The sequence below is a fragment of the Sphingobium xanthum genome, assembly GCF_019737615.1.
GTDB classification, from domain to species: domain Bacteria; phylum Pseudomonadota; class Alphaproteobacteria; order Sphingomonadales; family Sphingomonadaceae; genus Sphingobium; species Sphingobium xanthum.
Map to the genome: position 1 here is coordinate 14,415 of NZ_JAHKKS010000009.1, position 12,313 is coordinate 26,727.

The 12,313-nt window shown below is 65.8% G+C and carries 12 protein-coding genes; 7 read left to right on the forward strand and 5 right to left on the reverse strand.

From position 1 onward, the window contains the following. Positions 1 to 12 precede the first annotated feature (12 nt). Positions 13 to 1,317, forward strand: a complete 1,305-nt coding sequence (locus KM135_RS14395; protein WP_221714727.1) for an LLM class flavin-dependent oxidoreductase — start codon at positions 13 to 15, stop codon at positions 1,315 to 1,317. 86 nt (positions 1,318 to 1,403) lie between these two features. On the opposite strand, the gene KM135_RS14400 is transcribed toward KM135_RS14395, so the two are convergent. Continuing rightward, positions 1,404 to 3,026 (reverse strand): GMC family oxidoreductase, encoded by a 1,623-nt coding sequence (locus KM135_RS14400; RefSeq protein WP_221714728.1) that lies wholly within the window; start codon positions 3,024 to 3,026, stop codon positions 1,404 to 1,406. 198 nt (positions 3,027 to 3,224) lie between these two features. On the opposite strand from KM135_RS14400, the gene KM135_RS14405 reads away from it, so the two are divergent. Beyond that, positions 3,225 to 4,730, forward strand: a complete 1,506-nt coding sequence (locus KM135_RS14405; RefSeq protein WP_221714729.1) for an aldehyde dehydrogenase family protein — start codon at positions 3,225 to 3,227, stop codon at positions 4,728 to 4,730. Positions 4,731 to 4,736: 6 nt separating this feature from the next. Here KM135_RS14405 and KM135_RS14410 read toward each other — a convergent pair whose 3' ends face one another. Together KM135_RS14410 and KM135_RS14415 are read right to left on the reverse strand one after the other, a co-directional pair. Then, positions 4,737 to 5,258 carry a VOC family protein gene (locus tag KM135_RS14410; protein ID WP_221714730.1) on the reverse strand — a complete coding sequence of 174 codons (522 nt, stop codon included), beginning with the start codon at positions 5,256 to 5,258 and terminating at the stop codon, positions 4,737 to 4,739. A 48-nt stretch (positions 5,259 to 5,306) separates the two neighbouring features. Continuing rightward, on the reverse strand, positions 5,307 to 6,239 hold the full coding sequence (locus KM135_RS14415; RefSeq protein WP_221714731.1) for a LysR family transcriptional regulator: 933 nt from the start codon (positions 6,237 to 6,239) through the stop codon (positions 5,307 to 5,309). A 111-nt stretch (positions 6,240 to 6,350) separates the two neighbouring features. Here KM135_RS14415 and KM135_RS14420 point away from each other — a divergent pair, with 111 nt between their 5' ends. Genes KM135_RS14420 through KM135_RS14430 form a run of 3 tightly spaced genes read left to right on the forward strand, consistent with a single transcriptional unit; the run spans position 6,351 to position 8,769 of the window. Then, entirely contained in the window at positions 6,351 to 7,160 is an 810-nt protein-coding gene (locus KM135_RS14420) for an alpha/beta fold hydrolase (protein ID WP_221714732.1), read from the forward strand. 24 nt (positions 7,161 to 7,184) lie between these two features. Next, positions 7,185 to 8,375, forward strand: coding sequence for an LLM class flavin-dependent oxidoreductase (locus tag KM135_RS14425; RefSeq protein WP_221714733.1), 1,191 nt, complete (start codon positions 7,185 to 7,187; stop codon positions 8,373 to 8,375). Between the two features lie 13 nt (positions 8,376 to 8,388). Beyond that, complete coding sequence (locus KM135_RS14430) at positions 8,389 to 8,769, forward strand: carboxymuconolactone decarboxylase family protein (RefSeq protein ID WP_221714734.1); 381 nt, start codon at positions 8,389 to 8,391, stop codon at positions 8,767 to 8,769. A gap of 6 nt (positions 8,770 to 8,775) precedes the next feature. Here KM135_RS14430 and KM135_RS14435 read toward each other — a convergent pair whose 3' ends face one another. Beyond that, on the reverse strand, positions 8,776 to 9,336 hold the full coding sequence (locus KM135_RS14435) for a carboxymuconolactone decarboxylase family protein (protein WP_221714735.1): 561 nt from the start codon (positions 9,334 to 9,336) through the stop codon (positions 8,776 to 8,778). Positions 9,337 to 9,458: 122 nt separating this feature from the next. Between KM135_RS14435 and KM135_RS20165 the strand changes: the two genes are divergently transcribed. Continuing rightward, positions 9,459 to 10,406, forward strand: a complete 948-nt coding sequence (locus tag KM135_RS20165; RefSeq protein WP_221714736.1) for a VOC family protein — start codon at positions 9,459 to 9,461, stop codon at positions 10,404 to 10,406. 22 nt (positions 10,407 to 10,428) lie between these two features. Then, positions 10,429 to 11,265, forward strand: coding sequence for a fumarylacetoacetate hydrolase family protein (locus KM135_RS14445; protein ID WP_221714737.1), 837 nt, complete (start codon positions 10,429 to 10,431; stop codon positions 11,263 to 11,265). A gap of 177 nt (positions 11,266 to 11,442) precedes the next feature. Here the strand turns inward: KM135_RS14445 and KM135_RS14450 are convergent, their stop codons facing one another. Beyond that, positions 11,443 to 12,306 (reverse strand): IclR family transcriptional regulator, encoded by an 864-nt coding sequence (locus KM135_RS14450; RefSeq protein ID WP_221714738.1) that lies wholly within the window; start codon positions 12,304 to 12,306, stop codon positions 11,443 to 11,445. Positions 12,307 to 12,313 lie beyond the last annotated feature (7 nt).

Consider the following 12,313-nt stretch of genomic DNA (forward strand, 5'->3'; position numbering starts at 1 on the left):
GGATAGCGAGACATGCAGTTCGGGCTCTTCTACGAACATCAGTCGCCGGCGCCGTTCACCGCCGAGAAAGACCACCAGATCTTCCAGAACGCGCTGGCCGAGCTCGAGCTCGCCGATCAGCTCGGCTATGATTATGCTTGGCTGGTCGAGCATCATTTCCTCGAGGAATATTCGCACAGCTCCGCGCCGGAAGTCTTCCTGGGCGCGCTCAGCCAGCGCACCAAGCGCATGCGCCTCGGCCATGGCATCTGCGTGATGCCGCCCGCCATCAATCATCCCGCCCGCGTCGCCGAGCGCATCGCGACGCTCGACCTGCTGTCCGGCGGCCGTATCGACTGGGGCACTGGCGAGAGCGGCACCGCGCTGGAGCTGGAAGGCTTCGGCGTCGATGTCGATCGCAAGAAGGACATGTGGCGCGAGGCGACCGAGCAGTGCGCCAACATGCTCACCATGACGCCCTATCCCGGATACGAGGGCGAATTCTTCTCGATGCCGACGCGCAACATCGTGCCCAAGCCGCTGCAGAAGCCGCACCCGCCTCTGTGGGTCGCCTGCTCGCGGCGCGACACGATCCTGCATGCCGCGCGCAACGGCATGGGCGCGCTGGTCTTCGGCTTCGCCGCGCCCGAGCAGGCCGGCAAGTGGGTCCAGGAATATTACGACATCATCAAGTCCGACGAATGCGTGCCGATCGGCCATGCGGTGAACGCCAATTTCGCGATCGTGACGGCGCTCAGCGTCCATGAAGACGAGGAAGAGGCGGTGCGCCGCGGCTCGCAGGGCTTCAAGTTCTTCGGCTATTCGCTGGGCTATTATTCCTCCTTCGGCAGCACCAAGCCGGGCGATTCCAGGGTCTGGGAGACTTTTCTCAAGGCCGAGGACAAGATCGAGGACAATCACGGCAACGGCGGCATCGGCACGCCCGATCAGGTCTATGAGCACTGCAAGGGTTATGCGGACGTCGGCGTCGATCAGATCATCTTCGTGCAGCAGACCGGCCCGGCCAATCACGACCACATCACGGAATCATTGGAGCTGTTCGCCAAGACCGCGATGCCGCGCCTGAAGGCTGACGAGGTAGAGCGGCAGGCGAAGAAGCAGGCCGAGCTGGCGCCCTATATCGAGGCGGCGCTGGCGCGGAAGAAGAAGATGACGCCGATCGCGATTGACGAGATCGAGCCGGTCACATCCTTCGGCCAGCGCAAGAAGGATGCCGGCGCCTATGTGAACTTCCGCTCGGATCGCGGCGGCGGCGTCGCGGTGGTGCCGGACGATCCGCTCGCGCCGGTGGCCAGGGATCCCGCCGGGGCGGAGTGAGCCGCGAAAGAGGGAGGCCTCGGCCTAGACCTCTCTTTCGTCGTTCCCGCCTTCGCGGGAGAACAGGAGCGGACAGGATACTCGCCTCACTCCGCGGCAGCCAGCGGGACCATGCCGCGAATGAGATCCGAGGCGCGCTCGGCCACCATGATGACGGCGGCATTGATGTTGGCGCCCGGCACGGTCGGAAAGACCGAGGCATCGACGACGCGCAGGCCCTGTACGCCCTTCACGCGCAGGTCGCTGTCGACGACAGCGGCCGGATCGTCACCCATGCGGCAGGTGCCGCAGGGATGCTGGGTTATCTTGAGATTGTCGCGAATATACTGGTCGAGCGTCGCCTCGTCGGTGGCGTCGGCGCCCGGCGCCAGCTCGCCCGAGATCATGTCCTTGAGCGGCGCCTCTGCGAAGATGCGGCGCACCGCGTCGATGCCGCCGCGCACCTCTGCGAAGTCGTTCGGGGTCGAGAGCAGATTGAGGTCGATGCGCGGGCGCTCGAACGGATCGGCCGAGCGCAGTTCCACCGTGCCCCGGCTTTCGGGGTGAAGCTGCATGACCATGACCGAAAGCACATGGCTCTGCCGCTGGCCGAAGACGGGATACCAGAGCTTGGCGTCGAGCCGCACCGGCAGGAAGACGAGCTGGATATCCGGCCGCTCCAGCTCCGGCCGCGTGCGCAGCATCATGATGCCGCTGGTGATCTGACTGGCGAACGGACCCTTGCCGGTCGCCGCCCAGCGCATGACCGAGCGGGCCGCCCGGTCGAAGCGCAATTGCGACAGGAACGTCGTGCCGTCATGCGCGGCGAAGCTCATGTAGAGTACCGGATGCTCGGAGAGGTTGCGCCCGACCTGCGCGGCATCGACGCGCGTTTGGATGCCCAGCGCCGCCAGCTGCTCGCGCGGGCCGATGCCGGAGAGCATCAGCAATTGCGGGCTGTTATAGGCGCCGCCGGAGAGGATCACTTCCTTGCGGGCGTACGCCTCGTGTCCTTTGCCGCGCTGTCGATAGTCGATGCCGACCGCGCGATCGCCCTCGAAGAGGATGCGCGTCGCCTGCGCGCCGGTCCTGAGATGCAGGTTCGGGCGTTCCAGCGCCGGCTGCAAATAGGCTTTTGACGTGCTGGCACGGCGTCCGTTGCGATCGACCGTCACCTCGGCGGGGCCATAGCCTTCCTGGGCGTCGCCGCTCAGATCCTCGCTATAGGCAAAGCCCGCGGCCTCGACGGACTTGCGGATAGGACCGCCGAGCAGATGGCCGTCCTCCACGCGATTGACGCTGAGCGGGCCGTCGCCGCCATGATAGCGCCCTTCGCCGCGCCAGCTGGCTTCCATCCGGCGGAAATAGGGGAGCACATCGGCATAGCTCCAGCCGCGCGCGCCCATCTGTCGCCACCCGTCATAGTCGCTCGAATGGCCGCGCATGTAGATCATGCCGTTGACCGAGGAGCAGCCGCCCAGCAGGCGGCCGCGCGGCAATGGCATTGAGCGGCCGCCGAGTTTCGCGTCCGGCTCGCTCTGATAGCCCCAGTCGAACGCCGGATTGCCCGCTGCCATCATGAAGCCGAGCGGCATCCGCAGCAGCCAGCTATCGTCCGCGCCGCCCGCCTCGAGCAGCAGCACCTGGTTCTTGCCGTCTTCGGTCAGCCGGTTGGCGAGGACGCAACCGGCCGATCCTGCGCCGACGATGATATAGTCATACTCCGACATGGAGCGCCGTTCTCAAGCCGGGGCCAAAAGCGGAACGGATCGGCTGAAGCTGTACTGCTTGGGCATTTTCCTCTCCGCACGATGTCTCCTAACCGTTGTGCCATGGCAAATAGCGTTCGACAAGAGCTAACGCCGTCCGCTATGGCCGCGGCCAAATGCGGCGCTCGGCGCCGGTCTAGAACAGGAGAAGTGAGGAGCATGAGCACGCAAACGCTGGAAAAGCCCCCGGTGCCTGCGCTGGACGAAGCCCGCGCCTTTGCCGCTCGTCGGCATCAGCTGTTCATTGGTGGCCGCTGGGTCGAACCGCAAAGCGGCGAGCGCTTCGCGACGCATGATCCGGCGACCGGCGCGCATGTCGCCGATGTCGCCAAGGCGATGGAAGCCGATGTCGATCTCGCCGTTCATGCCGCGCGCGCGGCGATGGAGGATACCGCCTGGGCCGAGATGAAGCCCAATGCGCGCGCCCTCCTGCTCAATCGCCTGGCCGATGCGCTGGAGCGGCATGCCGACGAGTTTGCCGCGCTGGAGACGATGGATCAGGGCAAGCCGGTGCGCGATGCGCGCTTCTTCGATCTGCCCTATGCGGTCGATCTGCTGCGCTACAATGCGGGCTGGGCGACCAAGCTCAACGGCGAGAGCATTTCGCTCTCCGGCCCGGGCACCTGGCATGCCTTCACCGTGCGCGAGCCGATCGGCGTCGTCGCGCAGATCGTGCCGTGGAATGCACCGATCGCTATGGCCGTCGCCAAGATCGCGCCGGCGCTCGCCGCCGGCTGCGCGGTGATCCTCAAGCCCGCCGAAGAGACGCCGATGACGGCGCTGCGCCTCGCGCATCTCATCGAGGAAGTGGGCTTCCCGGCCGGCGCGTTCAATCTGCTGACCGGTTTCGGCGATTCGGCCGGTGCGGCGCTGACAGCGCATCCGGGCGTCGACAAGGTGACGTTCACCGGCTCGACCGAAGTCGGCCGGCTGATCATCAATGCGGCGGCGGGCAACTTCAAGCGCGTGACGCTGGAGCTCGGCGGCAAGACGCCCTGCATCATCCTGCCCGATGCCGATGTCGGCGCGGCGATCCAGGGCGCGGCACGCTCGATCTTCAGCAATGCCGGGCAGATCTGCAATGCCGGCTCGCGCCTGTTCGTCCATCGCAACATCTTCGAGCAGGTGGTGGAGGGCGTGTCGGCCATTGCCGAGGGCACGAAGGTCGGCGGCGGCTTCGACGCGGACACGCAAATGGGGCCGGTGATCAGCAGCACCCAGCGCGAGCGCATCCTCGGCTATGTGAAGGGCGGGCTGGAAGCCGGCGCGACCCTGCGGGCCGGTGGGCGCGAGATCGGCGGACCGGGTGCCTTCGTGGCGCCGACCGTGCTGACCGACACCGATGCGCAAATGGCAGTGCGGCGGGAGGAGATTTTCGGCCCGGTGCTGTGCGCCATGTCGTTCGGCGACGAGGATCTGGAGCAGATCGCCCGTGACGCCAATGCCAGCGACTATGGCCTCGGCGCGGTCATCTGGACCAACAATCTCTCCGCCGCGCATCGCCTCGCCCGCAAGCTCAAGGCCGGCACGGTGCGCGTGAACGGCGGCGGCCTGGACCCGGCGCTACCCTTTGGCGGCTTCAAGCAGTCTGGCTGGGGCCGCGAGAATGGCCGCGAAGGCATCGACGCCTATACCGAGGTCAAGTCCATCGCGATGGCGATCTGATCTCTGTCAGGCGGTCGCGCGCGCCGCCGCCTTGCGGGCATTCCAGGCCTTTAGCGTGTCATGCGCTTCGGCTGCGGCCTGTTCGAGGAAGCCGGGCGGCTCGGTCCGCGTGGTGATCTCCAGACGCAGGCCATTGGGATCGAAGAAATAGACCGAGCGGACGAACTCGTGATCGACGAGGCCGATCGTCTCGATGCCATGCGCGTCGAGCCTGTCCTTCATGGCCTGCACATTCTCGATGGACTCGGTCTCGATCGCGAAATGCTGCACCCAGTCGGGCGTGTTGGGCGAGGGCTGCGGCATCTCGTCGCCGCCAAGATCGAAGAAGGCGATGTAGGAGCCGTCCTGCAACTCGAAGAAGAAATGCACATAGGGCGTTTCCTCGCCGGTGCTCGGCACGCGCTCGGACATCATGCAGTTGACCAGTGGCAGGCCTAAAATGTCCTCGTAGAAATGCCGCGTCTCTTCCGCGTCCCGGCAGGGATAAGCGAAATGATACATGCCCTTGAGGGGTTTCGCGTCAGCCATTGGTTGCTCCTTTTGCGCGAAGCTAGCAGTATCGGGGCTTCTCGCCTGTCACCCTGTCGAGGGGACTCCGGCGAGCAGCTGCGCGGCATGATCGCGCTCGGACATCACTTGCACGAAACGTTGCAGCGCTGCCGAGCGATCCCGGTTCCGCCACACCAATAGCACGTCGAAGGTCAGATCGAGATCGGTGATCGGCAGGAGGCGGATATTCGGTGCCGAGGGCAGCGGGCGCGTTACCGTCACGAAGCCGACGCCCATGCCGACCGCGACGAGGCTGAGCAGGATCGAGTTGGTGGTGCATTCCTGCACGATGCGCGGCATGCTGCCGGTTTCGAGGCAAGCGGCCATGAGCCTGTCGTAGTAGCCGGGCGCGGTGCGCCGCTCGGGCCAGAGCGCCGGCTCGTCGGCCAGTTCCGCCATGGAGACGCTCTCACGCTCGGCGAGGCGATGATTGCGATGGACGGCGAGCATGATCTCGCCCGTTCCGATCACGGCCTGATCGAGCGCCTCCTCGTCGCGCTCATCGACATGCGCGTCATAGACGATGCCGGCATCCAGCGTGCCGTCCTTGATCGCGGCGATCTGCGCGATCGACCCCATCGAGCGCAGATCGAGCGCGACGCCCGGCTCGCTTTCCCGAAAGGTGAGCAGGCCGTATGAAATGAACTCGTGCGCCGCGATGATTTCGCTCAGGCCCACGCGGATCGTGCCGATATGGCCGCTGCCGAGCCGCTTGGCGCGGTTCACGGCGCGATCGACCTGCGCGAGGATTTCCTCGACATCGGCGAGGAACACGCGGCCGGCATCGGACAGACGGACGCCGCGCGGCAACCGCTCGAACAGCTCGACGCCGAGCTCGGCTTCCAGATCGCGGATCTGGCGCGTCAGCGCCGGCTGGGCGACGCGCAGGGCGATCGCCGCGCGCCCGAAATGCTCCTCGCGTCCGATAGCCCGAAAGTAACGAAGATGGCGCAGCTCCATGCGAAATCCATACCGATCCGGTATCCAAGTCTCAAGATCAAAGAATTGGACGTATCAGTCCGCAAGTCACACTGTCCTGCCGATAAGCAGCGATGCACCCGGGAGATGGCGTTGACGGACACGATTGGGATCGAAGGGCTGGATTTCGGCACGCTATCGACAATCGACGTTCGCGGCACGACAATCGAGCTGTTCCGGGCGGGGTCCGGCGCACCGCTATTGTTTCTCCACGGCCTCGACGGCATCGATGGCGCCGCCGCGATCCTCGCCGAACTGGCCCGCAGTTACAGCGTCTATGCGCCCTCGCACCCTGGCTTCGGCGGATCCGACCAGCGCGAGGGGATCACCCGCGTCGACGATCTCGGCTATTTTTATCTCGATCTGATGGACGCACTCGCGCTCGATGCTCCGGTCGTGGTCGGCGCCGGTTTCGGCGGCTGGCTCGCGAAGGAAATCCTGACCAAGGAGCCGCGCCGCGCCTCCAGCCTCGTGCTCGTGTCGCCGCTGGGCCTCGTCACGGCCGAGCGGCGCGAGCAATATGTGGCCGATATCTTCGTGATGTCGCGCCAGGAGCTCGGCAAGCGGCTGCAACTTGGCGAGCCCGGCCCGTTGCAGAACATCATGTCCATGCCCGAGGGGCCGCTGCGCCGCGCGATGCGCAATGACGAGGCGGCGAGCCTCTATGGCTGGACGCCCTATATGTGCAATCCGCAGCTGGCCGACCGCTTGCACCGTATCTCATCCCCTACGCTCGTTCTCTGGGGCGCCGAGGATGCGATCATCGGACCCGTCTATCGGGAGAAATACGCGCAGGCCCTGCCGCAAGCGCAGGTCGAGAGCCTCGTCGCCGCTGGCCATCGCGCCCATGGCGACCAGCCACAGGCGCTTGCCGAGCGGATCAGCGCCTTTGCCGGCTCCTGAGCCGACCCGTCCCGGAGATCACGAATGAAAATCTGGCAATTCAGCGAACAGGCTTATCATCCGGCCTTCCAGGCGCCGGGCGCGATGCGCGTCACCCTGCCGCAGCATCTGTGCGACCCTCGCGAGGCGGGCCGACTGCTCAACCGCTATCTCGACGAATATATGCTGGCGGACGAGCTGGGCATCAACATCATGGTCAACGAGCATCATGCTGCCGCGACCTGCATGTCGACCAGCTGCATGACAACGCTCGCCATTCTCGCGCGCCAAACGCAGAATGTGCGCCTGCTGGCGCTCGGCATCCCGCTTGCCAACCGCTCCAATCCGCTGCGCGTGGCGGAAGAGATTGCGATGGTCGACTGCCTCTCGGGCGGGCGCCTCGAACTGGGGCTGGTCAAGGGTGCGCCCTATGAGCTGTTCATGTCCAACCGGCAGCCGACCGGCTTCATGGACCGCTTCTGGGAAGCGCACGACCTGATCCTCGCGGCGCTCGGCAATGAAGGCGAGAATTTCTCGTGGCAGGGCAAGCACTTCCACTATCGCACGGTGAGCATGTGGCCGCGCCCGATCCAGGCGCCGCACCCGCCGATCTGGATGACCGCTTCCAGCGCGACCACGGCGCGCGACTATGGCAAGCTCGGCTATACCTGTGCGACCTTCCTCTCGGGCTCGGTCGCGCGGCAGGTGTTCATCGGTTATCGGGAAGCCTTTGCGGCCCAGTTCGGCCACCAGCCGAGCCTGGATCGGCTGGCCTATCTGTGCGTCGTCGCCTGCGCGAACGATCGCACCGAGGCTTTCAAACGTGCCGAGGCGATGCGCAGCTACTTCACCACGGCCGCGCGCTGCGATCCGCAGTTCCGCAATCCCTGGGGTTTCAATTCGGTCGACGCCAATGTGCGTACCCTGCTCGCCGGCCCGGCCGCGAGCCGCCCGCGCATGCGCAACGGCAAGCCGCTGCCGGTCGATGGCACGATCGAGGAATATATGAATGCCGGCCTGATGTTCGTCGGCACGCCGGACGACGTCTATGAGCAGCTCGCCGCCTTCCATGAGGAAACCGGCGGCTTCGGCAATCTGCTGATGATGGGGCAGGCCGGCGAGCTTAGCCATGAGGATACGGTCGACAACCTGACTCTGATCGCGAAGGAAGTCGCGCCGCGCCTTGCGGAACTGCCCGACAACCCGCTCGAAGTGCGTTACGAAGCGGTCGGCTAAGCGAGGGACGGCAATGGAAAAGGACGACCTGTACGAGCGCGGTCGCGCGATGCGCTTCGACATGTTCGGCGAGCCGGGCGTGCGTGGCATTGACGATGCGGACGATTTTCAGGATCCGCTGCAGGATCTGGTGACGCGCCACTGCTTCGGCGACATCTGGAGCCGCGAGGGGCTCGATCGCAAGACCCGCTCGATGCTGACGATCGCGATGTTGATCGGCCAGTCCCGCCCGGATCAGCTCAAGAACCATGTGCGCGGCGCGGTAGCGAACGGCGTCACCAAGGAGGAAGTGCGCGAGATTCTGGCGCATGCCTCGCTCTATTACGGGCTGCCTTCCGTGTCCGACGCATGGCGGCATTGCCGGGAGGCGCTCAAGGAAGTTGATGCGTTTTAGAGGCCGTCAGGTTTCGGCAAACGACTGATCATGCCCTGCGGTGCGGATGAAATTGGCGAGCAGGGCGTAATAGCCGGCGATGGCGATCACTTCGGTCGTGCCGGTGCGTCCGATCTGATCGATGGCGCGGGCCAGCGTCGCGGGCGCAGCGACATGATCAGCGGCGATTTCCCGGCATAGCGCGATGACCGTTCCTTGCGCACCAGAGATAGATGCAGCATCAGCGCCCGGCCGGGTCGCGGCGATCACCGCCGGCGAGACGCCCGCCGCGACGGCGATCGGCGCATGGAAATTCCATTCATAGCCGCACGGCATGGCGCCTGCCGTCGCGAGGATCGCGATCTCGCGCAGCGCATCGGACAAGGTCGAGCGGAAGCGGATCGTGGCGCCGACTTCCTGGATGACTTCCGCGAGGTCCGGCGCATCGAGCATGGCCAGGAACGGGCTCGGCACCGCGCCGCGCGGGCCGAAGGCGATCAGGTCTACGACGCGCCGTTGCGCCTCGCTGGCGCCGGCAAGATCGGCGCCGAGACCGATGGGCGGGATCGTGGAGCTTTCTTCCGGCATCGGCCATCCTCCTGAAATGACGCAGCGTCCGCGCCTTTTTGTGCGCCCATCCCTAGTATCAGTCAGGCTGATATGCTAGCCCGAACGAAAGAGTAATGACCGGACGGTCGGGAGAGGGCAGCGTGCTTCAGTCACTCGGCTATGTCGGGATCGAGACCGCCCGGATCGACGACTGGGCGCAGTTCGCGCGCGATTTGCTCGGCATGCAGGTGGCGGGGCGCGGCTCGTCCGGTTTCGACCTGCGGGTCGATGAGCGCGCGGCGCGGCTGTTCGTCGATGCTGCCACGCACGACACCGTCAGCGTCATGGGCTGGGAAGTGGCGGATGCCGATGCGCTGCCTGCTCTGGCGGCGCGGCTCTCCGATGCCGGGCATGATGTCCTGCCCGGCTCGGCGGATCTCGCGGCCCGGCGTGGCGTCAGCGATCTGATCATCGCGCATGATCCGGCAGGCCATCGACTGGAATTCTTCCACGGCGCTGCGCAGGCGGATGCGCCGTTCGCGCCGGGCCGGCCGATCAGCGGTTTCCGGACGGGCGGTCTCGGCCTCGGCCATATGGTGCTGACCGCCCGGTCGGTCGAGCCGCTGCTCCCGTTCTACCGCGATCTGCTGGGCTTTCGTCTCAGCGACTATGCACTGCGCCCGTTCAGGGCCTATTTCTTCCATCTGAACGCGCGGCATCACAGTTTCGCCGTGGTCGAGACGGGTATCGACGGCTTCCATCATCTGATGGTGGAGCTGAACAGCCTGGACGATGTCGGGCAGGCCTATGATCTTGCGCAGCAGGAAGAGGATCGCATCGCCGTGACGCTCGGCCGTCATACCAACGATTACATGACCTCCTTCTATGCGCGGTCGCCGTCCGGCCTGATGGTCGAATATGGCTGGGGCGGGCGCTCGATCGATCCGGCGAATTGGGCGCCGTTCGAATGCGACTATGGCCCGAGCCTCTGGGGGCACGAGCGCAGCTGGCTGGAGGAAGAAAAACGGGCCGAGGCGCGCACGCTCCGGCTGTCGGCGGCAGCAGCGGGATATCGCGCGCCGGATTTCGTCCGTGGGTCACAAGACTAAAAACGGGGCTGGAGGGCTTGATATGAAGTTGGTGAGTTTCACGCGGGATGGCCGCGCGGGCTGGGGAATCGTCGAGGGGGAGGCGGTGCGCGACATGAGCGCGGCGCTGCGCGGCGTGTCGAGCCTCAAATCGCTGCTGGAGCAGGACGGAATCAAGGCGGCGGGGGCCGCGGCCTCCTCCGCGCCTCTGGTGCCGATGGGCGAGATCGTGCTGCTGCCCGTCATCCCCGATCCGGCCAAGATCTTCTGCATCGGCCTCAATTATCAGGAGCATCGCGAGGAGACGAACAATCCGGTGGTCGAGAACCCGACGATCTTCGTGCGCTTCGCCAATTCGCTGAACGCGCATGGCGCGTCCATCGTGCATCCACCCGAAACGACGAAGCTCGATTATGAGGCGGAACTGGCAGTGGTGATCGGCAAGGGCGGCCGGCGGATCGCTCGTGCGGCGGCCTACGATCATGTCGCGGGCTATGCCTGCGCCAATGATGTGAGCGTGCGCGACTGGCAGCGCCACACCACGCAGATGACGCCGGGCAAGAACTGGCCGACCACCGGCCCGTTCGGTCCCTGGCTGGTGACGCCGGACGAGCTTGGCGATCTGGCGCCGCTGCGGATCGCGAGCCGGTTGAACGGTGAGACCGTGCAGGATGCAACGCTCGGCGACATGATCTTCGATATCCCCCGGCTGATCGAATATATCTCGACCTTCACGGAGCTGGTGCCGGGTGACGTGATCTTCACCGGCACGCCTGGCGGCGTCGGCGCGCGGCGCGAGCCGCCGCTCTTCATGCAGCCCGGCGACCGGATCGAGATCGAGATCGAGAAGGTGGGTCTGCTGGTGAATGAGGTTGTGTGAACGAATTTTCCCCTCTCCCCTTGGGGAGAGGATGCGGAACCTTGTCGCGCAGCGGCTAGGTGGAGTTGGAGAGGGGGCTGGCGCGCCGTTCCCCCTCTCCAAGCTACGCTAGCGCGCCGTCCGGCGAGCAAGCTACGCTATCCTCTCCCCGAGGGGAGAGGGCATGAAGATGAGCATCTAGCTCACCTTCGCCTTGCGTCCGCGTTTGGCGCGCACGGGTTCCGGAGCGTCCGGAACCTCGCTCGCCGGGCCGGGCGCGCCGAGCCGGTCGGAGAGACCCTTGGTCGCTTCGAGCAGCACGTCGGCGAAATGGTTGCGGCGCTCGTCGGTCATGAAATCGGTCGGGCCAAGCAGGGTCAACGCCGCCGCGAGCCGGTGGCTATAGTCGAAGATCGGCGCCGAGATGCCCGCGAAATTGCGATGCAGGCGGCCGACCGTCGCCGCATAGCCCAGTGCGTGGACCTGCTCGATACTGTCCGACAGTTGGGCGCGGGTGATCGCGCCGCCGCGCCCGTTGGCCGTCTCATAGGCGGCCTGGACCTTCAGTGCCTGTTCCGTCTCGGAAGCGGGCAGGTGCGCCAGGAAGATGAGGCCGGTGGCCGTCGTGGTGAGCGGTATGATGTAGCCGAGGCGCACCGAGAAGGCGCCCTGCAGAGCGCCGTCCGCCTTGGCGACGATGCACGGGCCGCGATCGCCCCAGAGTGAGAGATAGATGGCGCAGTCGGTCTTGTCGCGCAGGTCGGTGAGAATGTCCGCCGCCAGATCGACGACGTCGAGCTGCCGGATCGCGGCAAGGCCGAGCTGGATGGCGAAGGAGCCGAGGCCATAATAGCCGTTCTTGAGGTCCTGATAGGCCATGCCCTCGCGCACGAAGCTGACGAGATAGAGATGGACCTTGCTCGGCGGCATGCTCGCGCGCGCGGCGATTTCGCGGAGCGGCAGCGGCCCTTCGGCCATGCGCAGGACCCGCAGCACGCGAAAGCCCACTTCGATCGACTGGACTCGCCGGCGGGACTGATCCGCCATCCCCTCTTTCGCCATGCGCCGT

What these genes read in the sequence shown, in the direction of transcription:
- KM135_RS14395 (WP_221714727.1), top strand. Translation starts at nt 13, where the DNA reads ATGCAGTTCGGGCTCTTCTACGAACATCAGTCGCCGGCGCCGTTCACC.
- KM135_RS14400 (WP_221714728.1), bottom strand. Translation starts at nt 3,026, where the DNA reads ATGTCGGAGTATGACTATATCATCGTCGGCGCAGGATCGGCCGGTTGC.
- KM135_RS14405 (WP_221714729.1), top strand. Translation starts at nt 3,225, where the DNA reads ATGAGCACGCAAACGCTGGAAAAGCCCCCGGTGCCTGCGCTGGACGAA.
- KM135_RS14410 (WP_221714730.1), bottom strand. Translation starts at nt 5,258, where the DNA reads ATGGCTGACGCGAAACCCCTCAAGGGCATGTATCATTTCGCTTATCCC.
- KM135_RS14415 (WP_221714731.1), bottom strand. Translation starts at nt 6,239, where the DNA reads ATGGAGCTGCGCCATCTTCGTTACTTTCGGGCTATCGGACGCGAGGAG.
- KM135_RS14425 (WP_221714733.1), top strand. Translation starts at nt 7,185, where the DNA reads ATGAAAATCTGGCAATTCAGCGAACAGGCTTATCATCCGGCCTTCCAG.
- KM135_RS14430 (WP_221714734.1), top strand. Translation starts at nt 8,389, where the DNA reads ATGGAAAAGGACGACCTGTACGAGCGCGGTCGCGCGATGCGCTTCGAC.
- KM135_RS14435 (WP_221714735.1), bottom strand. Translation starts at nt 9,336, where the DNA reads ATGCCGGAAGAAAGCTCCACGATCCCGCCCATCGGTCTCGGCGCCGAT.
- KM135_RS14445 (WP_221714737.1), top strand. Translation starts at nt 10,429, where the DNA reads ATGAAGTTGGTGAGTTTCACGCGGGATGGCCGCGCGGGCTGGGGAATC.
- KM135_RS14450 (WP_221714738.1), bottom strand. Translation starts at nt 12,306, where the DNA reads ATGGCGAAAGAGGGGATGGCGGATCAGTCCCGCCGGCGAGTCCAGTCG.